The sequence below is a fragment of the Acinetobacter sp. WA-87 genome, assembly GCF_039938935.1.
Classification (GTDB): domain Bacteria; phylum Pseudomonadota; class Gammaproteobacteria; order Pseudomonadales; family Moraxellaceae; genus Acinetobacter; species Acinetobacter seifertii.
The window spans coordinates 408,332-432,096 of record NZ_JBDUVF010000001.1 but is presented as its reverse complement, the minus strand read 5'-3'; the positions used below and the strand labels follow the sequence as shown (position 1 = coordinate 432,096).

27 protein-coding genes and 2 pseudogenes are annotated in these 23,765 nt (G+C 35.8%); 22 read left to right on the top strand and 7 right to left on the bottom strand.

Annotation, left to right across the window (positions count from 1 at the left end; translation table 11 throughout):
* Position 1 precedes the first annotated feature (1 nt).
* Entirely contained in the window at positions 2-1,120 is a 1,119-nt protein-coding gene (locus tag ABFY81_RS02090) for an ABC transporter permease (protein WP_347912925.1), read from the top strand.
* Between the two features lie 44 nt (positions 1,121-1,164).
* Here the strand turns inward: ABFY81_RS02090 and ABFY81_RS02085 are convergent, their stop codons facing one another.
* The gene (locus tag ABFY81_RS02085) at positions 1,165-2,034 is read right to left on the bottom strand and encodes a DUF2797 domain-containing protein (protein ID WP_347912924.1); all 870 of its coding nucleotides are present in this window, start codon (positions 2,032-2,034) and stop codon (positions 1,165-1,167) included.
* 39 nt (positions 2,035-2,073) lie between these two features.
* Between ABFY81_RS02085 and ABFY81_RS02080 the strand changes: the two genes are divergently transcribed.
* A complete protein-coding gene (locus ABFY81_RS02080) occupies positions 2,074-2,535 on the top strand; it encodes a DUF6231 family protein (RefSeq protein WP_019459058.1) in 462 nt (153 codons plus the stop codon).
* Between the two features lie 99 nt (positions 2,536-2,634).
* Complete coding sequence (locus ABFY81_RS02075) at positions 2,635-3,225, top strand: YidB family protein (protein WP_347912923.1); 591 nt, start codon at positions 2,635-2,637, stop codon at positions 3,223-3,225.
* Positions 3,226-3,332: 107 nt separating this feature from the next.
* Here the strand turns inward: ABFY81_RS02075 and ABFY81_RS02070 are convergent, their stop codons facing one another.
* The 3 genes from ABFY81_RS02070 to ABFY81_RS02060 all read right to left on the bottom strand — a co-directional run bounded on the left by ABFY81_RS02070 (position 3,333) and on the right by ABFY81_RS02060 (position 5,350).
* On the bottom strand, positions 3,333-4,394 hold the full coding sequence (locus ABFY81_RS02070) for a porin (protein WP_347912922.1): 1,062 nt from the start codon (positions 4,392-4,394) through the stop codon (positions 3,333-3,335).
* Between the two features lie 254 nt (positions 4,395-4,648).
* On the bottom strand, positions 4,649-5,062 hold the full coding sequence (locus tag ABFY81_RS02065; RefSeq protein WP_000312749.1) for an HIT family protein: 414 nt from the start codon (positions 5,060-5,062) through the stop codon (positions 4,649-4,651).
* A gap of 18 nt (positions 5,063-5,080) precedes the next feature.
* The gene (locus ABFY81_RS02060) at positions 5,081-5,350 is read right to left on the bottom strand and encodes a YARHG domain-containing protein (protein ID WP_004701840.1); all 270 of its coding nucleotides are present in this window, start codon (positions 5,348-5,350) and stop codon (positions 5,081-5,083) included.
* A gap of 262 nt (positions 5,351-5,612) precedes the next feature.
* Here ABFY81_RS02060 and ABFY81_RS02055 point away from each other — a divergent pair.
* The 5 genes and pseudogenes from ABFY81_RS02055 (at position 5,613) to ABFY81_RS02035 (ending at position 8,409) form a co-directional block, all read left to right on the top strand.
* Positions 5,613-5,855, top strand: a pseudogene (locus ABFY81_RS02055) (hypothetical protein).
* Positions 5,856-5,983: 128 nt separating this feature from the next.
* Positions 5,984-6,184: a hypothetical protein gene (locus tag ABFY81_RS02050; RefSeq protein WP_019459061.1), complete on the top strand. Its 201-nt coding sequence runs from the start codon at positions 5,984-5,986 to the stop codon at positions 6,182-6,184.
* Between the two features lie 501 nt (positions 6,185-6,685).
* Positions 6,686-6,910 (top strand): hypothetical protein, encoded by a 225-nt coding sequence (locus ABFY81_RS02045; RefSeq protein WP_077165366.1) that lies wholly within the window; start codon positions 6,686-6,688, stop codon positions 6,908-6,910.
* Between the two features lie 177 nt (positions 6,911-7,087).
* Positions 7,088-7,462: a cell envelope integrity protein TolA gene (locus ABFY81_RS02040; protein WP_086496259.1), complete on the top strand. Its 375-nt coding sequence runs from the start codon at positions 7,088-7,090 to the stop codon at positions 7,460-7,462.
* Between the two features lie 179 nt (positions 7,463-7,641).
* Complete coding sequence (locus ABFY81_RS02035) at positions 7,642-8,409, top strand: class I SAM-dependent methyltransferase (protein ID WP_174742323.1); 768 nt, start codon at positions 7,642-7,644, stop codon at positions 8,407-8,409.
* Between the two features lie 117 nt (positions 8,410-8,526).
* Here ABFY81_RS02035 and ABFY81_RS02030 read toward each other — a convergent pair whose 3' ends face one another.
* Entirely contained in the window at positions 8,527-9,612 is a 1,086-nt protein-coding gene (locus ABFY81_RS02030) for an alpha/beta fold hydrolase (protein ID WP_200029083.1), read from the bottom strand.
* A gap of 133 nt (positions 9,613-9,745) precedes the next feature.
* Between ABFY81_RS02030 and ABFY81_RS02025 the strand changes: the two genes are divergently transcribed.
* The 7 genes and pseudogenes from ABFY81_RS02025 to ABFY81_RS01995 all read left to right on the top strand — a co-directional run bounded on the left by ABFY81_RS02025 (position 9,746) and on the right by ABFY81_RS01995 (position 15,198).
* The gene (locus ABFY81_RS02025) at positions 9,746-10,933 is read left to right on the top strand and encodes an O-succinylhomoserine sulfhydrylase (protein ID WP_347912921.1); all 1,188 of its coding nucleotides are present in this window, start codon (positions 9,746-9,748) and stop codon (positions 10,931-10,933) included.
* 176 nt (positions 10,934-11,109) lie between these two features.
* Positions 11,110-11,346, top strand: a complete 237-nt coding sequence (locus ABFY81_RS02020) for a hypothetical protein (RefSeq protein ID WP_004701821.1) — start codon at positions 11,110-11,112, stop codon at positions 11,344-11,346.
* 257 nt (positions 11,347-11,603) lie between these two features.
* Entirely contained in the window at positions 11,604-11,933 is a 330-nt protein-coding gene (locus tag ABFY81_RS02015; RefSeq protein WP_002113538.1) for a YbaB/EbfC family nucleoid-associated protein, read from the top strand.
* Positions 11,934-11,942: 9 nt separating this feature from the next.
* Positions 11,943-12,539: a recombination mediator RecR gene (gene recR / locus ABFY81_RS02010; protein ID WP_004701819.1), complete on the top strand. Its 597-nt coding sequence runs from the start codon at positions 11,943-11,945 to the stop codon at positions 12,537-12,539.
* A gap of 303 nt (positions 12,540-12,842) precedes the next feature.
* A pseudogene (locus tag ABFY81_RS02005) lies at positions 12,843-13,966 on the top strand (HRDC domain-containing protein).
* Positions 13,967-14,464: 498 nt separating this feature from the next.
* Positions 14,465-14,731: a hypothetical protein gene (locus ABFY81_RS02000; RefSeq protein WP_004701816.1), complete on the top strand. Its 267-nt coding sequence runs from the start codon at positions 14,465-14,467 to the stop codon at positions 14,729-14,731.
* Between the two features lie 131 nt (positions 14,732-14,862).
* On the top strand, positions 14,863-15,198 hold the full coding sequence (locus tag ABFY81_RS01995; RefSeq protein ID WP_100191576.1) for a hypothetical protein: 336 nt from the start codon (positions 14,863-14,865) through the stop codon (positions 15,196-15,198).
* Between the two features lie 73 nt (positions 15,199-15,271).
* Here ABFY81_RS01995 and ABFY81_RS01990 read toward each other — a convergent pair whose 3' ends face one another.
* A complete protein-coding gene (locus ABFY81_RS01990; protein WP_000086293.1) occupies positions 15,272-15,436 on the bottom strand; it encodes a hypothetical protein in 165 nt (54 codons plus the stop codon).
* Positions 15,437-15,871: 435 nt separating this feature from the next.
* Here ABFY81_RS01990 and ABFY81_RS01985 point away from each other — a divergent pair, with 435 nt between their 5' ends.
* From ABFY81_RS01985 to aroC, 7 genes are all read left to right on the top strand, one after another.
* Complete coding sequence (locus ABFY81_RS01985; RefSeq protein ID WP_100191556.1) at positions 15,872-16,177, top strand: YcgL domain-containing protein; 306 nt, start codon at positions 15,872-15,874, stop codon at positions 16,175-16,177.
* Positions 16,170-16,556: a hypothetical protein gene (locus tag ABFY81_RS01980; RefSeq protein ID WP_019459071.1), complete on the top strand. Its 387-nt coding sequence runs from the start codon at positions 16,170-16,172 to the stop codon at positions 16,554-16,556. Before ABFY81_RS01985 ends, ABFY81_RS01980 begins: the two co-directional genes overlap by 8 nt.
* A gap of 29 nt (positions 16,557-16,585) precedes the next feature.
* Positions 16,586-17,437 carry a MoxR family ATPase gene (locus tag ABFY81_RS01975; RefSeq protein WP_004701808.1) on the top strand — a complete coding sequence of 284 codons (852 nt, stop codon included), beginning with the start codon at positions 16,586-16,588 and terminating at the stop codon, positions 17,435-17,437.
* A gap of 15 nt (positions 17,438-17,452) precedes the next feature.
* Complete coding sequence (locus ABFY81_RS01970) at positions 17,453-18,640, top strand: VWA domain-containing protein (protein WP_347912920.1); 1,188 nt, start codon at positions 17,453-17,455, stop codon at positions 18,638-18,640.
* Positions 18,641-18,676: 36 nt separating this feature from the next.
* A complete protein-coding gene (gene trpB, locus ABFY81_RS01965; RefSeq protein ID WP_077163971.1) occupies positions 18,677-19,882 on the top strand; it encodes a tryptophan synthase subunit beta in 1,206 nt (401 codons plus the stop codon).
* A 238-nt stretch (positions 19,883-20,120) separates the two neighbouring features.
* Positions 20,121-21,125, top strand: a complete 1,005-nt coding sequence (gene prmB / locus ABFY81_RS01960; RefSeq protein ID WP_019459074.1) for a 50S ribosomal protein L3 N(5)-glutamine methyltransferase — start codon at positions 20,121-20,123, stop codon at positions 21,123-21,125.
* A gap of 12 nt (positions 21,126-21,137) precedes the next feature.
* Positions 21,138-22,229, top strand: a complete 1,092-nt coding sequence (gene aroC, locus ABFY81_RS01955) for a chorismate synthase (protein ID WP_004701801.1) — start codon at positions 21,138-21,140, stop codon at positions 22,227-22,229.
* Between the two features lie 99 nt (positions 22,230-22,328).
* Here the strand turns inward: aroC and ABFY81_RS01950 are convergent, their stop codons facing one another.
* A complete protein-coding gene (locus ABFY81_RS01950; protein WP_347912919.1) occupies positions 22,329-23,558 on the bottom strand; it encodes a GGDEF domain-containing protein in 1,230 nt (409 codons plus the stop codon).
* Between the last annotated feature and the right edge of the window lie 207 nt (positions 23,559-23,765).

Sequence of the window (23,765 nt, the reverse complement as noted above, 5' to 3'; positions counted from 1 at the left end):
TATGTGGCAGCAACTAATCGCTTGGCTAAAACATTTAAGTTTTTTAGTTAAAAAAGAATTCTTAACCATTTTTAGTGACCCTGCAAATAGAGTCATTCTATTTGTACCAGCCCTCATGCAGGCACTTTTATTCGGTTATGCTGCTACTTATGATGTTAACCATGTGGATTATGCAATTTTAGATCAGAGCAATGGGCAGATCTCTCATGAACTAATCTCAAAATTAGATGGCTCTGGTATTTTTAAGCGTGTTGCAACACTTGAATATACCGATCAAATCAAACAAGTTATTGATGATCGTCAGGCACTGGTTGTAATTACGATACCATCCGACTTTGAAGACAAATTAAATAACAACCAAAGTTCATCTATACAAGTGATTGTTGATGGCAGGAACTCATCAACCGCGGTTGTAGCTGGTTCATATCTAAATAAAATTGTTGGTCAGTTTAATCAGCAAAAATTTAACTCAGCTTTGCCGATTAGCCTTGAAACAAGAACATGGTACAACCCAAATCAAGAGTCGCGATGGAGCCTCATGCCTTCATTAATTGCGGCCTTAAGTATGATGCAAACATTACTTTTATCCGCTTTATCGGTCGCGCGTGAACGTGAGCAAGGTACATTTGATCAGTTATTAGTGACACCGTATACACCATTACAAATTATGATTGGTAAAGCCTTACCGCCAATTTTTGTAGGGCTGATGCAATCAACCATTATTTTATTGATTATTTTGTTCTGGTTTAAAATTCCCATGAATGGCTCTATAGGGCTGCTTTATTTTGGTTTATTGAGTTTTAATGTAGCTGTAGTTGGTGTGGGCTTATCAATTTCGGCATTATCTTTAAATATGCAACAAGCTATGTTGTTTACGTTTTTACTCATTATGCCTTTAATGTTGCTTTCAGGCTTACTTACACCAGTAGAAAACATGCCAGAAGCACTACAAATAGCAACTTATGCGAATCCTTTAAGGTTCGGAATTAACTTGGTACAACGAGTTTATTTGGAAGGTGCAAGCTTTGCACAAGTTAAATTCAACTTTATTCCAATGATCATACTTGGACTGGTCACTTTACCTTTGGCAGCTTGGCTATTTAGAAACAGATTATCTTAGGTACATTGTTAAAAAGCCCCATTTTAGGGGCTTTAAAATTTCACTTATGCACGTACGATCAGCTCGTAACCCGTATATTTACGGATATTGATAACACCAATATCAAAAATTAAATATTGGCCTTTAATGCCTTGTAATACACCGCGAATTTTGGGTGTTTTATCTAGGTTTAAAGACTTAATTTTTTCAGGATATTGTTCAACTGGATAAACAAACTCACGTGGCAATTCATTTTCTAATAGTTCAACTGTCTCGTTAAACTCAAGGTTTTGACTAAATTCTTCACGAATCGTTTGAATTTTAGGTGCAAACTCCTCGATTAACTGATCACGTTGTTCAACCATATTTAAAGGTTCAGCTTCACCCTTAAGGAGTTTACGCCAGTCAGTTTTATCAGCAATTAAAGAACCAAACATGGTTTCAAGCTGACCAGATAAACGGCGTGATCCAACCTTTAAAATAGGTAAGGCTTGAGTTGCACCCTGATCTAACCAACGACCAGGCATATGACTAACGCGAGTAATACCTACTTTTAGAGCACTTGAGTTTGCCAAATATACAATATGAGGTTGGAAACACACATTATGGGCAAAGTCATCTTCACGACATGTACCTAAGTGGTAGTGGCATGTTTCAGGTTTCATAATGCAAAGGTCACATTCAGCTTTTGTTTTAAAACATTTAAAGCAGTGACCTTGAGAATAAGACTTCGGTGTTTTAGTGCCACATGAAGTGCAATAGATATTACCTGTCCATTCGATTTCTAGTTCTTGTCCTAAATTAAAAGGAAGATCAATTTCTGAATGGTCTAATACAAATTTGTATTCAACATTTGCCTTGGTTGTCTGTTGATCAGTTACACTAGCATCTTTTAGGCCTGCATGCATTTTATGGCAAATGCCTTGTAGTTCCATAAAGTTTAAACTCACATCTTTCAATTAAGGGTTGCAGTTATGGCTGAACAAAATGTCATCACTTCTATGCTAGACGATTTATCAAACGAACAGCCCATTCATACTGCACTTTGTATTGGCCAGAAAATTGACCAGAATAACGCAATTCAATGGCACTATTTTACCGTAACTGAGCTTTTAAGTCTGCCTTTTACTCAGCGTTATGACTTGGGTTTTGTATTGTTTGATACAGATGAAATGCAAAACATTGGCGACGTGCAAAAATCACAATTATTAGTAAAGTTAAGAGATTTATTAGCAAAACGAATTGTTGTAGTAAGCAAACGCAGTGATGAACAGTTATTACGTTCTTTAGGTTTTACGCAACTCATTGATAAAACTTCACATGATAGTGATTTCGCTTTATGGCAATTTAACATCTTGACCTATAAACATGTTCCAGACTGGTTTAACTCAAAGTTTTGGGCAAACCCGGAAAATTGGAATAAATTCCGCTGGTAAAAGGCAAGCAAATCTCTTTCAAAATTTAACAATTTGGCTTTTGCTGTGTTCATAAGAATCCGCGTATGCTCATGTATAAATCATGCATAAGAGATACACATGACAAATTTAAGCAATATTGTAGAAGTTTTGGCTCAGCAAGCTTTAGGTGGGAACCAGCAAGCATCAGGTCAAGGTGGTTTGGGTGGAATTTTAGGTTCTGTATTGGGACAAATGGGCGGTAATACTTCTTCTGGTGCTCAAGGCGGTTTAGGTAGTGTATTAGGTTCGGTATTGGGACAAGTGAAAGGCAACAACAATGTACCTCAAACAGGTGGTGGCGTACAAAGTTTATTAATTGCGGTTGTACCTTTAATTTTAGGTTGGGTTCAACAACAAGGTGGATTACAAGCTGCTTTAGAAAAGTTAAAAGGCGCTGGCTTAGGTAGCCAAGTTCAAAGTTGGGTTGACCCAAATCAAAGTAATAGTGAAGTTCCTACCCAGCAATTACAAAGCCTATTTAACCCAACAGATATTGAGCAAGTTGCCCAGCAGGCTCAAGCGCCAAAAGAACAAGTTTATGGTGCGATCGCATCTGTGTTACCTCAGGTTATTGACTCTTTAACACCTCAGGGTGACAGTACAGATCATCAAGAAGCAAATCAAGACATTCAAAATGTGATGAATCTGGTAAGTGGTTTCTTAAAATAAGAGATATACTTTAAAAAAAGCCGATCATTTTTATATCGGCTTTTTTAGTACGTACAATAAAATAAAAGGGCTTGCGCCCTTTTACTTTATGAAGGATGGTTAATAACTTAGAAGTTATATTCCATACCAGCACCTACAACAGTACGTTTGTCGTCTTGAGCAAGCCAGTCACGTTTTTGTTGAGCAATAATACCGTAGAAACGTGCTTGTTTATTGATTTTGTAGTCTAAGCCTACGCCGTATTGATCAATTTTACGATCTTGTTGACCATCTACAGAAGCTTTAGATGATTGGTATTGTCCTTTTACAACAAAAGGTGTTTCACCAATTTTGTAAGTTATAGCACCAACCCATGCATCTTCTTGTAAGCCTTTATATTTAGTCAACTCATCAGTTGGTTCAGCATGTTGCCATAAACCACCCAACACAAGACCAGTTGCGCCAAGTTTACTAAAATCGTAAGAACCAGTTACGCGGTAAGCATCAGAGAAAATATTGCTAAGGCCATAAGCATTGTATTTACCTTGTACGCTGTAGTTAGCAGCAGCAGCCAATGCTAAACCAATATCTTTATTTTCGTAGCCGAGAGAGCCTGAAACTGAGTCACCAAAACCATTACGTTTGTCATCGTTACCAGATGCGCCTGGAGTTGGATCAGCAGGCGTTTCACCTTGTTGGAACATTACGTTGAATGTTACACCAGCAAGAAGTTTAGGATCAGATTCAAAACCAATAACGTTATTTAGACGTTCTTCACCATACATTGTGTTGGTAATATCTAAAATAGTGTGGTCGTTATAGATGTCTTGGTAGTTACCAGCGGCATTTTTGAAGTAAGAGTCAAATTTACCAACTTTCAATGTACCAACATTATTTGATTTGATACCGATATAACGGTTACGTTGACCAAGATCTGTACCATCACCATCAGCATTAATTTGCCATTCAGCTAAATAAACTGCTGACAAGTTATCAGTCAATTTCTCTTCGCCTTTTACCCCAATACGAGACGCGTTAGAGTTAACTTCGGTAACGTCACTTTTACCATCGAAATTTTTGTTGTCAACTTGGTCAATGGTAACATTGAGTTTACCGTACAAAGTTGGCGCTGCTTGCACCGCGTTTACGCTTAGAGTTGCAACTGCGGCAGCGAGAAGCAATTTCTTCATTGAGATTTCTCCAAAAGGTATTTTTAAATGGCGTATGCCTAGCTAACTTTTATTTTGTAGTTGGCTTATGTACAAAAAGTTACAGAAGCTCACCAACTTGCTAAGAAGTATCTGTAAACTTTGTGACAGTGGAGTGAAGAAGAAATGACAGTTTTATGACAAATAAGAATTAGAAATACTTTATTTTGTTTTGATTTTATTACACTTTTTAAATAAAAAAAGCGGAGCCTAAGCTCCGCTTTTAACTCTTTAAATCAAAGAGCTGCTTTAATTTTTTCGGCTAAGGCCTTGATTTTATCTTGATCTCCTAATTGCGCAGCATGTTTACCAAGCTGGTGAACATTTGTTGGAATTAGGTGAAAGTGAACGTGAGGGACAGTTTGTCCAGCAGCGGCCCCAGATAATTGCATGAGAACAATACCATCTAGGTTTAGTGCTGTTTCCATTGCTTTCGCAATCTTTTGCACAATCTGGATGGTGTAAGCTGCTGCCTCAGGGGGTAAATCAAGTAAAGTTACTGCAGGAGTTTTTGGAATAACTAATGCATGACCATCGGCTTGGGGCATAATATCCATAAAAGCTAGAACTTGATCATCTTCATAGAGTTTTATCGCTGGAAGTTCACCACGTAAAATTTTTGCGAAGATATTTTGATCATCATATGCCATGAATTATTCCTTTAAGTACTATTTACACTTCAATTCTTTTTGACGTTCTTTAATTGCGTCTAGACGTTGCTGCTCTTTATCAGAGAATTTTGGCTTAGTCGTATGACAGTTTTCATTACCATATTTTTCTTTAGCATCTTGGTCTTTAAAGCAAAAGCCTTTTGATGCATAAATCAAATTGTAATCATCTTGCAATTTTTGACATTCTTGCTCAGGTGTTGCAGCTTGAGCACTGAAGCCGGCAAGAGATACCATTCCAGTGAATACTGCAACCAATAATTTATTCATGAGCTTTTCCTCAGTTAAGGTATGAACCTGTACTCAATATAAGGTTTATTCCCAATATTTCAATGACTATTAATTACTCAAGTGTTATTAAAATCATGTTTTATCTTATAATACAAAAAAGCTTTACATATCAATATCTTTTTTAAAATTTAAATTAAATCAATTGGTTATGTTTTATTTTAGATTAAATAATAAAAATATATACATAATAAATATTTAAAACGATTATTAAAATTTCATAGTGATGAATTAAATACGCTATATGAGTAACATCGGTTCTTGTTTATGTAATCAAGAAAACTTCTATATTTCTTTAAATGAAAACTATTTATTACTGTCATTGCAGTTTATGGCTAAAACAGACGGGTACAGGAGCGAATGCGGGACTTTGGTCGAAGAAAGCTTTCTGTATAAAGTCAAAACATGAATGGGTAGGTTAGCGAAGGCTCATCAAAGTTTCGGCCCTTTGCCTGTTATTGAGGAATTCTTAAAGTACTTCGAATAACATCTTTTTAGTTTTATATCTTTTAATATTTCTTAAGTGTTCGTTACATAAATGATGTGTGTTCACTGTTGAATATATCCGGTATTTAATTGAGCATGAGATGACATAACTTAAAAAGGATGAATCACATGATAGATGAAGAAAAGCCTTTAAACTTTGAAGATGATGAAGAGCCTCTTGATTTTGAAGATGAAGAATTTATAGACGATAAAAAAGAGGATGAAATGTATAACTCGATCACTAAGGATGGATCTAGTGTTGATCCTGCCGATGACGGAACAAGACATATTCGCCCTGAAGATGGTGATCCGATAGAACTTGATGAGTAAAAACATCAATTTAAATAATATTATTCTTTTTAATATTTAAGTATAAGTGTAATATCCGATCGCTGTCACAAACAGCAAAAGTCCTGAATGATCAGCGCAAAAAATCAAAAGGGTAGAGCCTGCTTACAAAGCGGGCTTTTTATTTTTTGTATAAATTTAAACTGAAAAGTTGGCTGAATGAGAAGAAAATATTCTTGTTTTTAAACTAATAAAATATGCATCAAAATAATAGCTTACAGCTAAATACTCCACTTATTTATAGTGAGCATTTAAAAGAAGCACGAATGTAAATAATAAAAATAAAAAAAGTAGAAAAGCCATAAGTTAAAGCATATCGTTAAATTATTTAGGTATTTTACACAATTTAACATTTTATGCAAATTGGTTTGCATTTTATTAAGATTTGTTAAAATACGATTAAAATCTGATCGTTTTAAATATATGACAATTTTTGTTTAATTTGATAGATTGTTTTATTTTTTACAACAATGGGTAGGCTGTATGGAAAAATTGTTATTCGCTTTTGCTGTGGTACTGACGCTGAATGGTTGTGCATCACTCACCCATAAAGCTGATGAAAATTATGTTAGCAAGTCACCAGTTACTCCAGTGAATACCGCATTTAATGGAACGAAAGTACCTGAGCATGGAATTTTTACTGAGCAAGATATTGCTAACATGCCTGAACATTCAAATATCAATTCACGTTATGAGGTAGCATTTTAATAAGTGAACAGAATTTGAAATTGAATAGTTAAACTAAATAAACTGGTCAATTAGCTGAAATATTAAATTTACTAGCATTCTATTTAGTAAAAGCTGCTAAGTATAAAACCACCAGTTTGGTGGTTTTTAAAAAGATAAAATGTTAAATTTTAATCATTGAAAAAATTGGTTTTATAAATGAAAAGTATCATTATTTTTACTTCTATATTTTTATTATGCGGGTGCGCAATTAATACTAAGTCATTATCATCACCAAAAAGTAATGATGATAAAACGATATTAGAAGCTGAAAAATATAAGCAACAATATCAGAAAAAAATCTTTCGAACTTGGGATGTCCCATCATCTTCATCTGGTATGAGTGCTAGTGTTAAAGTTTTTTTAACTGACACAGGGCAAATTGAGCAAATTATTTTTCTTGATAAAGAAGACCCAAAGTTTAAATCAAGTATTGAAAAAGCTATATGGCGTTCAAGTCCATTTAATTTACCTACTAATCCTGAGGTTCGTAAGCAAGCTAGAAAATTCAATATAAAATTTATATCTAAGTAAATTTTTCAATATGAACTTGTTCTTTACTTCAAGAAACCACCGGCAGGTGGTTTCCTTATTTTTATAGTGAATTTTACGATTTATTGATAACTTTAGGTTATTAATTATTTAAAAACTAATCATTATTTTTTATCAGTTTTTTCTTCTATGTTTAGTTTATCGAAAAAGAGGAATAAGCCATGTTGAATCAACATGAGATTAATTTAAAGCAGTACCACAATAAATCTTTAAGTTATTTGAATAGCACCGCTCATTCTGAAGGGGTTGAATTTGATAAATTTATTAAAGAAATTGAGAAATACACAAATGCGGTTGTTTTAGATTTAGGTTGTGGTGGTGGTCATGTGGCTTATAACGTTGCTCATCATGCTGATCTGGTTTTTGCTTATGATTTATCTCATGAAATGCTCGATACTGTTTCAAAAGCTGCCAATGACCGAAAAATAAAGAATATCTTTGTACAACAAGGTATAGCTGAAGATATGCCTTTTACAGATGAACAGTTTGATGTAGTCATTAGTCGATATTCTGCTCATCACTGGCAACATGTACCAACGGCCATGAAAGAAATAAACCGGGTTTTAAAACCTAATGGTACCGTTATTTTTGTTGATATTGTTAGCTCAAGTTTTCCCATATTAGATACCTTTTTGCAAACTATAGAAGTGATTCGAGACCCGAGTCATGTAAGAAATTACAGTATTAAAGAATGGGTTTACTTTATCGAGGACGCTGGCTTTGAGTTAACTGCTTTAGACAAACAATCACTCATGCTAGATTTTGATAGTTGGGTACAGCGTATGAAAACACCTGAAGATCAGATAAAAACGCTTAAATATCTACAAGAAAATGCATCAGATATCGTCAGAAAATATTTCAACCTTCAAAAAGACGGGAGTTTCGAAAGTAAGGTAGGGTATTTTGTATTTAAAAAGATATCTTTTTAACTCGGTTGTATGTTGAAGATTTCTAATATTAGCAATCTTCGAAACTGATCAAATATACAGTTATGGTTTATAAAAAATGAAAAAGCCCTTTATATCAGGGCTTTTTCGTAGTTGTTTTTAAATTTTAGTCGAACGTTCCGTCAACCAATCTGCCAGTTTAGGCCAAAATTCTTGTGCACTTGCTTGGCTAGACATCAGTCCTAAATGACCTCCAGGAATAAGGGTAAATGTCACATCTTGGCTACTGGTTAATTGACTTAATGGCTGAGCAGCATCTGCTGTGACCAATTGATCGCTACGACCTGCACCGACTAGAAGAGAACAATCAATATTTTTTAATTCAATTTTTTTATCTTTTAATTGAATATAGCCTTGATTCAACGGATTTTGTAGCCATACGTTGAATAACATGTCCTGATTAATACCACCAGGATAATCAATCATATTGTTTAAAAAACTACTTAATGTGGCATGCTCTTGCACAAATTGAAGGTCATGAAGGTTTTTGAGTAATTGAATATGACCGTCGAACCAGCCTTTAGGGTCAAGAATTTTAAAACCCAAAGAATTTAAAATACCTGGAGTATGAATCAACCGCTTTGGTAAACCAGAATAAATACGTTGCTGAAGTTTTTTATTATGACTAATAGCATTATTTATGGTTCTGTAGAGTTTCCCAATATAACCAGATGCATAACTATTGATAGGGCTGCCTAACACTATAAGGTTTTTGACATAATTAGGTTGGTTATGCGCTGTATATAAAGTAACGAATATACCTGCCATACTCCATCCATGTAGTGAAATTTGATTGCTACCTGAATGCGTTCGTATTACCTCGATGGCTTTAGGAATAAAATCTTCAATAAATGATAAAAAGTTTAGATGTCTATCTTTAAATCCTAAACGTCCCCAATCGACAAGGTATACGTCGAAACCTGCATTCTGGAAATGTTTAATAAGAGAACGATAAGGATATAAATCATAGATCGCCATATTAATCGCTAAAGGTGCAACAAATACTAATGGTTCTTTAAAGCGCTTTTGAGCAGCAGCATAGTAACGAATGCGAGTTTCATTAAATTGACCAATAACTTCGTAATGCGTGCTTTGAGACAACACCAGTGTTTTGGGGTGGAATAGTCGGGTAGAGAGGTGCTTGATTTGACTTTGTTCAGAGACAAGGGACTTTAAGCGTTTCATCTTGTTTTACCAACTATACTAAAGATTGATTGAAGTCTAAGCGATAATTTTCAGGTTTACCTTGACCTTAAATACCCTAGGCACTCAAAATGATGATAGTTTTTAGTACATGACCAGTAAAGGCGAACATTTAATGAACCAGTCTGATGATTTAGAATACCAACTTGATACTTTAGCCATTCGTACCGGACATACTCGTAGTTTTGAAGGTGAGCATGGCGAACCGATTTTTTTGACTTCATCTTTTGTATATGAAAATGCTGCTGAAGCGGCTGCAAAATTTTCTGGTCAAGTTCAAGGAAATATCTATTCTCGTTTTACCAATCCGACTGTATCGATGTTCGAAAAACGCTTAGCAGCTTTAGATGGCGCTGAACGTGCTGTAGCGACAAGTTCTGGTATGGGCGCAATTCTGTCGATTGCTATGGCTTATCTAAAAGCGGGTGATCATGTCATATGTTCAAGAGCTGTTTTTGGTTCAATTGTCGCTCTATTTGAGAAATATATTGGCAAGTTTGGTGTAGATATTACATTTGTTGATTTACGTGACTTGGATGCATGGAAAAATGCAGTACGTCCAGAAACTAAACTTTTATTTGTTGAGTCACCATCAAATCCATTAGCTGAAATTGCTGATATTCAAGCACTTGCAGATATTGCGCATGCAAATGGCGCATTGCTTGCGATTGATAATAGTTTTTGTACACCTGTTTTACAGCAACCATTAAAATTTGGGGCAGACCTTGTCATTTACTCGGCAACTAAATATTTAGATGGACAAGGGCGTGCATTAGGTGGCGCAGTTGTTGGTAAACATCAACTTTTAGAAGAAGTTTTTAGTGTTGTCCGTACTTTGGGCCCATCTATGAGTCCATTCAATGCATGGGTATTCCTAAAAGGTCTAGAAACCTTACGTTTACGTATGAAAGCCCATTGTGAAAGTGCTCAAAAGCTTGCCGAATGGTTGTCTACTCATGAAAAAGTAGAGAAAGTCTATTACGCAGGCCTTCCAACTCACGAAGGACATGAACTTGCAGCAAAACAGCAAAATGGTTTTGGTGGGATTGTTTCTTTCGTTGTTAAAGGTGAACGTGAAGGCGCTTGGAAAGTGATTGATAACACCAAGTTTATTTCTATTACAGGTAATTTGGGTGATGTTAAATCGACAATCACACACCCTGCGACCACAACCCACGGCAAACTTTCTGTTGAAGCAAAACAAGCTGCGGGAATTCAAGAAGGTTTAATCCGTGTTTCAGTAGGTTTAGAAGATATTAACGATATTATTGGTGATATCTCACGCGGATTAGATTTAATCTAAATAATTTAGATATTTAAGACTGAGCCATACTTATTTTAGTGTGGCTTTTCTTTAAATTCATTTTTACTTTTAATCAACGATTGAAATAAAAAAACTACATTTTGTTATAAATGACTTTAAAATCGAAACGTAAAAAAGTTCTAAAGTTAATAAAAATAACAAAGCGAGTTTTAACCATGCTTAAACCTATAATTTTTTTAGTCGCTATAGGGGCAATTGGTTTAATTGGATATAGAGTATTTGCCCAAAAAGATGAACCAACTCAAATCAGCGAAACTGTGTTGTTGATTAATGATGCGAACAAATCAGTTGAAGATGCCGATCATTCGATTGAAAAAGCAAATGCCTCTTTTCAAAAAATGCCTTTAAATGAATACAAACCTGACAATAAAAATCTTCAAGCTTCACAGTAGCGTCAGTTAAATTAGAGAACCGGTTCCTAAGTCTCAAAACTTTTGTATAGAAAACTTTAAATGGATGAGTTAACGAAAATAGTTTCATAGATACCAATAGAAAACATTAATTTATTGTGTCAGAATTGCGGATTAATTTTGATTTAAACGTAATGACCTCAATGATCTTGATGATCGGTAGGGGTAATAAAAGAGTTTAAGTTCCGAAGTGTTATGTGACTATCAATCATATTTGATAGAGATACGGAGTTAGGTTTATGAATATCAATATGCTCATGCAGCAAGCGCAGCGCATGCAAAAAGATATGGAATCAAATATAAAAAAGGCCAAAGAAGAGCTTGCTCAAACTGAAGTACATGCTGAAGCTGGCGGCGGTTTAGTTAAAGTAACAATGACTGGTCGTTATATCGTAAAACGTATCGAAATTAATCCAGAATTACTTCAAGATGAACCAGACATGATTGAAGATTTGATTGCTGCGGCGGTTAATGACGCTGTGCGTCAAGCAGAAGTAATTTCTGAAGAGAAAATGCAAAAAGCTAACTCAGGTATGGGTTTACCTCCTGGTTTAGCAGGCATGTTCTAAGGAAATTCAGTGTTTAGTGATAGATTTGAACAACTCGTTCAAGCTTTACGTATTTTGCCTAGCGTTGGACCGAAGTCGGCCCAACGTATGGCTTTACATCTGTTGATGAAAAATCGTGAAGGTGCCTTTGCTTTAGCGCATGCTCTACATGAAGCATCAAGTTATATTCATGAATGTAGTGTTTGCCACTCTTTAACAGAGCACGAAATTTGTGACATTTGCGCCTCAACAGAAAGAGAAGATCAACTGCTTTGTGTAGTTGAGTCTCCGGCAGATGTGATGGCAATTGAGCAAAGTGGTAGTTTCCGTGGCAAATACCATGTATTAGGTGGTCATCTTTCTCCTTTAGATGGGATCGGGCCAGAGGAAATCGGTATTCCTTACCTAATTCAACGCTTAAGCCAAGGTACTATTGAAGAAGTTATTTTGGCAACTAATGCTACAGTAGAAGGTCAGGCGACAGCACACTATTTGGTCGAAGCCACGAAACATTTACCTATTCATATGACACGTATTGCTCAGGGTGTACCACAAGGTGGTGAACTTGAATATGTTGATAGTCATACATTAAGTCAGGCTGTTCATAACCGCATGCGTATGAAATAAGTACTTCGGTGCTTATTTCAAAGTTTTTAAAATCAATCCTATTATTAAAAATAGTTTTAAAAGACAAAAGTATATTTTTAAAAATTACTTAGTGAATATATAAATTAAAAAGAAGCGGTTGTGGAAAAATAAATTTTATAAGGGTGTTAAATTGAAAAACTTTAAAATAATGATCAAAAAATTATCTCTTTTTAGGGAAATTGTTCAAAAATAGATTATTCATCCGAGATTCAGTAGCATTTTTCTATTGCTATGTTATATATACCAGAGTTTAAAGCACTCTTTGCATTTACTTGAGAAAGCATGTTTCAGTTTATCCAACAGCAAACCGAATTGGTTGATGTCCTTCAACAAATGGATCAATGTTCAATATATGGACTTGATACAGAATTTATTAAGGTTGACACCCTTTGGCCTAAACTTGGAGTATGTCAGGTCAATGTCAACGAAAACGTATATTTGTTGGATGGGGTATCGTTAGATTTAACTGAGTTTTGGAAAAAATCTTTGTTGCTCAAAAAAATATTTTTCACGCATGTAGTGAAGATATCGATTTAATTTACCACTATGCCGATGAACAAAACCTGTTAAATGTTTTTGATACTCAAGTTGGACTTTCTTTTCTCGGACATGGTTTACAAGTCAGCTATCAAGGTGCTTTAAAGCTTTGTTTAGACATTGACATTGAAAAAGATCAAACACGTTCAGACTGGTTGGCGAGACCTTTATCTCCTCAACAGCTATGTTACGCTGCAAATGATGTTTTATATCTTATGCAATTGGCTACCCATATTCAGGAGCAGCTTAAGCAAAAAGGGCTTTACGACTATGTTGTTGAAGATTGCAGTAGTCTCACCAAAGAAATTATTAGTGAAACACCAACTTCATTGCTTTATACAGATGTAGGGAATTATCGACATTCGCGTCGTCAATTAATGCAGTTGCAGAATTTGAGTGAATGGCGAGAACATATAGTTAAAGCAACTAACCAGCCACGTAGTTTTGTTCTTAGAAACTCGACAATGATTGATTTAGTCGAAAAGAATCCGCGTAATAATTTCCAATTATCTCAAGTCAGAGATATTCGTCCAAATGTTGTTCGTGAATATGGCAAGATTATTCTGGATCTTTTAAAAGACTTACCAGTAGAAGGGCAATGGCCAGCTAAAATTGCTAAACCTTTTAAAATTACTTCGAAAGAAACTTTAGATAAAATGGATGCGTTAATTGCTAATGCTATAGAGCAGACCTCTATTCCAAAAGAAGTTTTGCTTCGTAAGAAATGGTTAAATGCGATTCATCAGCATGTGCTTTCTAAAGGTGACGAACAAGATTTACCTGATTACTTGTTGGGATGGCGTTACGAATTACTCACCAAACCGCTTATTGAGCTATTTACAGAAGAGAAGGCAAGTCTCTTATTTTAAATTTATAAAGGTGTTTTTAGTTCAAATAAACTCTTTGTATTTAAGAAATAGTTTGTTTGGTTAATATTTATTCAAATAATACTTGTTAATATTACTTTAAAATAAGACTCTTTTATAAGCACAGCTTTATGAACTTAATTTTTTATTTAGCTTTGCTTTATATTAGTGGACTTTTTTAAAGTTTAATTACTATAAATATGAGTTAATCTTAATTATATATACCTATGCTGAATTAAATTAACTTTATTCATGAGAAAAATTCAATTGCGTATATATACAGGTCTGTATATTCTTGGCAGCAAGAAAAACAATTTCAAAATAAATAATATATAACTATAAGTTTGTTTCGGTGCAGAAATATAGAGGCCTTCTCGGGGAGAGGAGGCCTCTAATTTTATTTGTGCAATCTTAAAAAGTTTTTAAAATCAATAATAAGTTAATATTGAAATTAATTTTTTATGCTATAAATAAAGCTTACTAATAACTAGAGAGATAAACATGACTAATAATTTTAATGCTGAACAGGCAAGAAAAAATGCTAAAGATGTAAAAATTGATCAAACAATATTGTTAGAAAAAATCTTATCTGGAACTGAGGAAATTTCCAAAGAAGGTAAACGCCGAGCAGTGTTTCAATTTCCAATAGATGCCTTACATCCTGAACATATTACCCAAGTAGAAGAAGAGCTAAAAGCTCGAGGTTTTAATGTTTCAACTAATATTGAACAGTCTGGTACAACAGTCAATATTGAAGTTAGTTTCTAAATTTTTTATCAGACGCCCATACTTTAGGGCGTTTCTTATAATTTTTTACAATCTAAATTTATAAAAATCAATATATTGTTTGACAGGCTTGTACTTCTTCTGTAGCTTTACTTTTTGAGTGGAATATGGATATGAACTTCCAAACAATACTTTCATCTTTCAAAAATCAATCTACTGGTACGGATGCATTTAAAAACTTAAAAAATGCGTGTGAGCAGTATCTAAAACAATCTCCAGATCTAAACCAAAAATCAGCGACTTATCTTATTTATGGATTTGCTCGTAGTTATGTAATCTTATATGAAGATGAAGCAGTCACTACCGAGTTTGCGCAAGCTTCAAAAGAAACATTAATGAATTACATGAGTCATTTAAATGAGGCCTTACTTACTCAAGATGACAGCTTAATTTTGAGTGCGTTAAATCAGGTGAGTAATGACTATATGCAAGGCTCAAGAGTCTTTTAAAGTCTTTGTTTAGCTTATTAATAGGATACTTCTTTAGTCATCAAGTTAACCAAAGAAGTATCTAGTGGTAATTTTAATGTGATTTTTTCTTACCACCGCCATCTTGTTTATTGACGGTAGACCATGCAATACGTTCAGCTTCTTCTTGAGAATGACCTCTATCTACTTCACTCTCAACAATATGTTTAGCCTGACGCTTTTGCTTTGCTGTATAAGATGATTTATCGCCACGAGACATAGCATAGACCTCCTATTTATAGATCTATAGTTATTGAAACACATCCGAATTTATAATCGGTTAAATAATGTCTTATCCTGTATGCATAAGTTAAAGCTTACCAATGTTTAATTTAAAGCAGAATTTAAATTAAAATTATAATTTTCAATAAATTAAACTGGTTTAACTTCAGTTAAATTAAAGTTTGATTGTTTTCAAAATGTAATTTTTTCATTTTATAAAAGTAGTTCAAAGGATTTTTTATGTAAAATTAATAGGTTATTAAAGGTAGAAAATTTAAAACTTTAGAAAATTAAAAGTTATTTGTCGACCTTAATGATTGTTGTGGGTTAATATTTCGCAAGAAAAGAAAAAACGACTGATGCGTAAACAAACCTGCGTGTGTCTGTTGTTTTTTTTCATGTATGCTGTCCTTAGTTCAAGAGTTGATTTGAAATGCACTGTGATATTTATAGATCGAGCAAAAAAGATGAAATGTACATTTATATTGCTCGTCCAAACTATCCTGATGATACGGAGCAAGCCGATCCGTTTGAAAAAGTTCCAGAAGCTGTTTTACAAGCATTTGGTCGTGCAACGTTTGTCATGCATTTAGAATTGGCTCCAACACGTAAATTAGCGCGTGTAAATGTTTTACATGTTCTAGACTCATTACAAACAAAAGGTTTCTTTATTCAGATGCCGCCAGAAGGGTTAATTAACCCAAATGCAGTTGAACCAGAGGGCTTACGTGGTGCGTGAAGATCAAGCTGGAGTTTTAAATCAATTACTTTCTTCTCTCGATGCAATTCCTGAGGAAATCATTGCTTTAACAGCTTATGGCGTTGGCGCTCTTATTGCTTTGTGGTGTTGGTGGCGTTTAATGCGTCGTTTACCTACTACTTTTGGCGCAATAAGCTGGTTAGTTGTGTTTGCTATTTTATTGACGCCAACCGTTTCGGAAGGGCCTAATGCATCTGTAGCACCAGCTATTTTTGGTTTACTGTTTGGTGTGTTAACTAAAGACAGTCCTTTAATCTGGTCAAATTTATCCTTAATTCTGTTTGTGGTTGGTCTAGGTTTGGTTATTGGCTATTGTTGGTCAAAATATTCAACAAACAAGAGCATGCGTTCCATCTAACCATTGAAATAGAAAAATAAGGTCTCTACATGTCTGCTGATACCCAACATTTTACCGGTACAGATCAATATATCGCGACTGATAGTCTTAAACTTGCTGTAAAAGCAGCTCGTGCTTTGCAAAAGCCTTTATTGGTTAAAGGTGAGCCAGGTACAGGTAAAACTTTACTTGCTGAGCAAGTTGCAGAAAGTCTAGGTTTAAAACTCATCACTTGGCACATCAAGTCAACGACTAAAGCACAGCAAGGCTTATATGAATACGATGCTGTGTCCCGCTTGCGTGATAGCCAACTCGGTGATGATCGTGTTTACGATATTAAGAACTATATTAAGCCCGGTAAACTGTGGGAAGCTTTCACCAGTGAAGAGCGTTGTGTGCTTTTAATTGATGAAATTGATAAAGCAGACATCGAGTTTCCAAATGATTTGTTACATGAACTTGATAAGATGTCTTTTTATGTTTATGAAACAGGCGAAACGATTACGGCTACTCAACGTCCAATCGTAATTATTACTTCAAATAATGAAAAAGAATTACCAGATGCGTTCCTGCGTCGTTGCTTCTTCCACTACATTGAGTTTCCAGACGAAGCAACTATGCGTGAAATTATCTCGGTACATTTCCCAAGTATCTCTGCAACCTTAGTAAATGAAGCACTTCAAGTTTTCTTCAAACTCCGTGAAATTCCTAATTTGAAGAAACCACCATCTACTTCAGAATTAATCGATTGGTTAAGTCTGCTTATGGCAGATGATATGCCTGAAGATGTATTACGTAATCGAGATACATCAAAAGCGATTCCACCTTTGTATGGCGCACTCATTAAAAACGAGCAAGATGTGCAACTGCTTGAACGTTTGGCTTTCATGTCACGACGTTAAAGGAGGGAATAACCCATGTTTGTGCGGTTATTTTACACCTTACGTAAATACGGTGTTCCAGTTACTACACGTGAGCTCATTGACTTAAACCGTGCAGTAAGTGAAGGTTTAGTTTTTGCCGATCAGGAAGAGTTCTATCAGCTTGCTAAAACCATTTTAGTCAAAGATGAGCGCTTTTTTGATAAGTTTGACCGTGCCATGAAAGATTACTTTGATGGCATAGAAACCTTTGATATCGATGAGTTACTCAAGCAAGTCCATAAACTACCAAAAGACTGGTTCGATTTAGAACTTTTCGAAAAGCATTTAACACCAGAGCAAAGAGCTGAGCTTCAAAAAGCAGGTTCTTTAGAAGAACTGATGAAAATGCTAGAAGAGCGCTTACGCGAACAGCATAAAAAACACCAAGGTGGTAACCGTATGGTGGGCACTGGTGGAACATCACCTTTTGGCGCTTTTGGTGACCATCCAGAAGGCGTCAGAATTGGTGGGCCGGGGCGTAAACGTTCGGCGGTTAAAGTCTGGGAACAGCGTAAATACCAAAACCTAGATGACGACCAAGTCCTTGGAACTCGTCAGATGCAAATTGCGTTACGACGTTTACGCAAATTTGCTCGTCAAGGTGCAGCTGAAGAGCTAGATGTTGATGGAACAATTCGGGAAACAGCCAAGCAAGGTATTTTAGATGTTCAAATGGTGCCAGAGCGCCGTAATCGAATCAAAGTATTGATGTTGTTTGATGTGGGCGGTTCAATGGATGCTCATATTGCCCAATGTGAAAAGTTATTCAGCGCAGCTAAAACAGAATTCAAAACACTGGAATACTTTTATTTCCACAATTGTCTCTATGACTATGTTTGGAAAGATAACTATCGAAGAACAGCTACGCGTATGAATACATGGGATTTGTTTCATACTTACGGACGCGACTATCGGGTAATTGTAGTCGGTGATGCCAGTATGGCACCGTATGAGCTGAAATCGGTAGGTGGCTCGGTTGAATATATGAATGATGAGGCAGGTGAAATTTGGTTACGCCGCTTACGTCAGCATTTTGATAAAACAGCATGGTTAAACCCTGAAACAGAAGGGTATTGGCATTACACACAAACAATTGGTTGGATTAAAGAGATTTTTGAAAACCATATGTATCCAATGACCCTAAAAGGCATTGAGGATTTAACGCGTTACCTTTCTCGATAAACTTGATAACTTTAATAATTTAAAAAGAGGGATGATATGCAACATCAAATTAATGGTATTGCTTTACCGAATGAACAAGGATTTTTTGGTGAGTATGGAGGGCAATTTATTCCTCCACATTTAAAAGAAGCAATGGATGAAATTAATGTTGCTTATGAAGAAATTCGCCATACAGCTGAATTTCAAAATGAACTATCAGACCTCTTTACGAATTATGTAGGTCGTCCTAGTCCTTTATTTTATGCAAAACGTCTTTCAGAACAGCTAGGCGGCGCACAAATTTATTTAAAGCGTGAAGACTTAAATCATACGGGTGCCCACAAAATTAATCACTGCTTAGGTGAAGCTTTACTTGCTAAATATATGGGCAAAAAGAAAGTCATTGCTGAAACTGGAGCAGGTCAACATGGAGTTGCTTTGGCAACAGCGTGTGCTTTAGTGGGTATTCCGTGTGAAATTCACATGGGTCAAGTTGATATTGAAAAAGAACATCCAAATGTTGTCAAAATGAAAATTTTGGGTGCACATTTGGTGGCAGTTACACGTGGTACAGCAACCTTAAAAGATGCGGTAGATAGCGCATTTGAAGAATATTTAAAAGACCCTAAAAACTTTATTTATGCCATTGGTTCTGTGGTTGGACCACATCCATTTCCTAAAATGGTTCGAGATTTTCAATCTATTATTGGTAATGAAATTAAAGATCAAACGCACCATCGCTTTGGTAAAAATCCAGATTATGTGGTGGCATGTGTTGGTGGCGGTTCAAATGCTATCGGTGCGTTTACAGCATTTTTAAATGATTCGGATGTAAAACTCGTTGGGGTTGAACCAGCTGGACATGGGTTAGACACCAATATGCACTCGGCAACCTTAACTTTAGGTAAACCAAGCCAAATTCATGGTATGGCGTGTTATGTGCTTGAAAATGAGGCTGGTGAACCTTTACCAGTGCATTCTATTGCTTCAGGACTAGACTATCCGGGTGTTGGGCCACAACACAGTTTTTTAAAAGATTTAGGTCGTGTTGAATATAGCACTGCAACCGACGAAGAATGTTTAGATGCTTTTATGACACTTTCTCGTGTAGAAGGAATTGTTCCAGCGCTTGAAAGCTCACATGCGGTGGCTTGGGCAATTCGTGAAGCACCAAAGCTGCCGAAAGAAACCATGATTGTGGTGAATCTTTCTGGACGTGGAGATAAAGACTCCGATTATGTTGCAGAAAAGCTTAAGCTTTAAGCCAACTAGAGTTCATAAGCGGTCAGTATTTAAAGGCCGCTTTTTTTGTTTCAGAGACTACATATTGCGCTACTTATAAAGTTCATTATTTCTTAATTAAAACAAAGTATTCTAATTTAAAGCCGTGATTTCTTTAGATTGAGATGTAAAACACTGGTTCATAAGGCAAAGCGTTGCGTTGCTTTGTCTCACTCAGTAGAATAGTCACTTTGCAAAATTTGCCTTTGGAGACGCCTAAGTGGAGCGACCGACGATTAGCCCTGAACATTTACAGGAAGCTGCTGAAAATTTATCAACAATTCGAGACTTTATTCGTTTTGGGGTATCAGCATTACGTCAACATGATGCACATTTAGGACAAGGTACTGAAGATTATTTTGCAGAAAGCTCTGCATTAGTTTTACAAACCTTATCTCTTGAATGGTCAGCAGATGCAGAAATTCTAGATGCTAAGCTTTTACCAAGTGAAAAAGCAGAATTCTTAAGCTTGCTGGAGCGTCGTATTAATGACCGTATTCCAACTTCTTATTTATTAAATTTAGCTTACTTCTTCAATAAGCCATTTTATGTTGATGAACGCGTACTTATTCCTCGTTCACCAATTGCAGAGTTAATTGAGCAACGTTTTGCACCATATTGCTTAGATGAAAATGGTCAAATGCGTGAAGCGCTCAACAACTTACCAGAAAATACCAAACCTAAGACTCCGCAACGTATTTTAGACATGTGTACAGGTTCTGGTTGTATTGCTGTGGCTTTAGCTTATGCTTATCCAGATGCTGAAGTGGATGCAACAGATATTTCTAAAGAAGCTTTAGAAGTAGCCTCAATTAATGTTGAACACCACAATAAGCAATATCAAGTTGCGTTACTTGAATCTGATTTATTCGCCAAGATTCCAGCTGAAAATCAGTACGATTTAATTGTAAGTAACCCGCCATATGTTGATGCCGAAGATATGGCTGACCTACCAGAAGAGTTTTTACATGAGCCTGAACTTGCATTGGCAGCGGGTCAAGATGGTTTAGACTTAGTTCGTAAAATGCTTGCTCAAGCAGCAGATTATTTGACAGAAGATGGTTTAATTGTCATTGAAGTGGGTAACTCTGAATGGGCAATGCGTCAGAACTTCAATACAATTGACTTCAACTGGCTTACTTTCCAAAAAGGCGGTTCAGGTATTTTTGCTTTGACTGCTGAGCAATGTCGTCGTTATAGAAAATTATTTGCAGAACAATCTTAAGGAGTTGTACGTATGGCAGGGAACACTATTGGACAACTCTTTCGTGTAACTACATGTGGTGAATCACATGGTGTTGGCTTAATGGCAATTGTTGATGGCGTGCCACCGGGCCTTGCATTGACTGAAGAAGATCTGCAAATAGATTTGGACCGCCGTAAGCCTGGTACATCGAAATTTGCAACTCAACGCAAAGAACCTGATCAGGTTGAAATTATTTCAGGTGTATTTGAAGGGAAAACCACAGGTACTCCAATTGGTTTACTCATTCGTAATACTGACCAAAAATCGAAAGATTATGGAAATATTGCGCAAACCTTTAGACCGGGTCATGCGGATTATACCTATACACAAAAGTATGGTTTCCGTGATTATCGTGGTGGCGGTCGTTCAAGTGCTCGTGAAACTGCTATGCGTGTTGCAGCAGGTGCTATTGCGAAGAAATATTTAGCAGAAAAATTTGGTGTCTTGATTCGTGGTCACGTCACTCAAATTGGTAATGAAGTTACCGAGAAACTAGATTGGAATGAAGTTCCAAATAATCCGTTTTTCTGTGGCGATGTAGATGCTGTTTCTCGCTTTGAAGCATTGGTTACTTCTTTACGTGAACAAGGCACAAGCTGTGGCGCTAAACTAGAAATTTTAGCTGAGAAAGTTCCTGTGGGTTGGGGCGAACCTGTTTTTGACCGTTTAGATGCTGACATTGCACATGCAATGATGAGTATTAATGCGGTGAAAGGTGTGGAAATTGGTGATGGTTTTGCAGTTGCTGGACAGTTTGGTCATGAAACACGTGACGAATTGACGAGTCATGGCTTCTTAGCAAATCATGCTGGTGGAATTTTGGGTGGTATTTCAAGTGGTCAAACCATTCGTGTAGCGATTGCCCTAAAACCAACAGCAAGTATTACTACTCCAGGGAAAACGATTAATTTAAATCGTGAAGATACTGATGTATTAACTAAAGGCCGTCATGATCCGTGCGTCGGCGTTCGAGCAACTCCAATTGCGGAAGCAATGTTGGCTATTGTTTTAATGGATCATTTCCTACGCCATCGTGCTCAAAATGCAGATGTTGTTCCTCCATTTGCTCCGATTGAACCTTAGTCATATCTCTGGTTGAATTAAGAAAAGCCACATAATTTAAAGTATGTGGCTTTTTATTTATTGATAGCAATTTTTTTAATTATATAGAATTATGGATAATTAAGTTAAGTCTACAATTTGTTCTTCATTTACAGCAATTTGATATTGATTACGACCATTTGTTTTTGCTTGATAGAGTGCATGGTCTGCGCGGCTAACAAAGGCAGAAATTGAATCATTTAAACGCGGAACAGTAGTTGCCACACCCACACTAATGGTTACGTATGGTGAAACGCTACTACATGGATGAACAATTGCAATTTTTTTAATTGCATTCATTAATCTTTCAACTTGAATTTGAGCCTGTTGCGGGTTTGTCATAGGGAAAAGAAGTAAAAACTCTTCACCACCATAACGAGCAACCAAATCTCCACTGCGAGCGGCAATAGATGAAATTGCAGTAGCAATATCTCTTAAGCACTGATCACCCTTAAGATGGCCCAAGGTGTCGTTATATGACTTAAAGAAGTCGATATCAACCATCATAATAGTAAGTGATGTCTCATGGCGTAGTGCACGTCGCCATTCATTATCTAGTGTTTCATCAAGATAACGTCGGTTAGCAAGCCCAGTTAAAGCATCTTGTTGTGAAAGCAAAGATAGCTGCTGCGCTTGTTGCATAAGTTCAATACGGTTGAGCTCAATCATACAGTTTTGTAAATAGTTTTCTCGGTGTTGACGGTCTGTTGCGTAAGCAAGGGTCATCCCTAAGAAACTACTAAACGTATATGTACGGTTTAAAAAGGTCCAATCAATGTCACCTTTTACATAAGTACTGACTAAAATACCAATAAAACCACCAACCCATCCGGCAATAATGGCAGTATAAAAGCGCATACCTACAGCACCGTAGATAATCACAATTGCATACATCATCGCTGCATGAAAAAGAACATTATCTTGGCCATTTTCTAAAACGTTAATTAAAATAAAGGTGATAGCAACGGCGGAAGCAGAGCCAATTCCGACATAATAATCAAACCACTGATTTAATTTTTTAATAAATGATAAAATCCATGCAATTAAAACTATTATACCCACCCAAGAATAATAGTTTAACCAGGATAAAACTTGTTCAGTCGGTAAAACTTGGTATATACCAAAGCTTAAAAATAAATATAATATTAAAATAATAGGTGCTCTATAGCGAAACTCATAGGCCGCACCTTCTTGATATTGAAAACGATAAATCGTTTCAAGTTGCTTTGGAAACCTGAGGAAATTTAATCCGCGTGTGGTTAATAAATCTATTTGTTCCTGTCCCAATATATTGGAACCTTGCAACTTCATAATTAATGCTCTCTATATTGGAAGTTGGCATAAAATGAGACTTGGTTTATTAAAGTTCCATCTAAAAGTATTGGTTATATAATGTGTGGATTATTTAAAAATAATAATACAGATTTTTTAAAAAAGTAATGATTTTTATACTCTCTAATTGTGATAAAAATCACGACATTTCAATGATTAGCGTCACAATTATCTAAAGACCCCAAA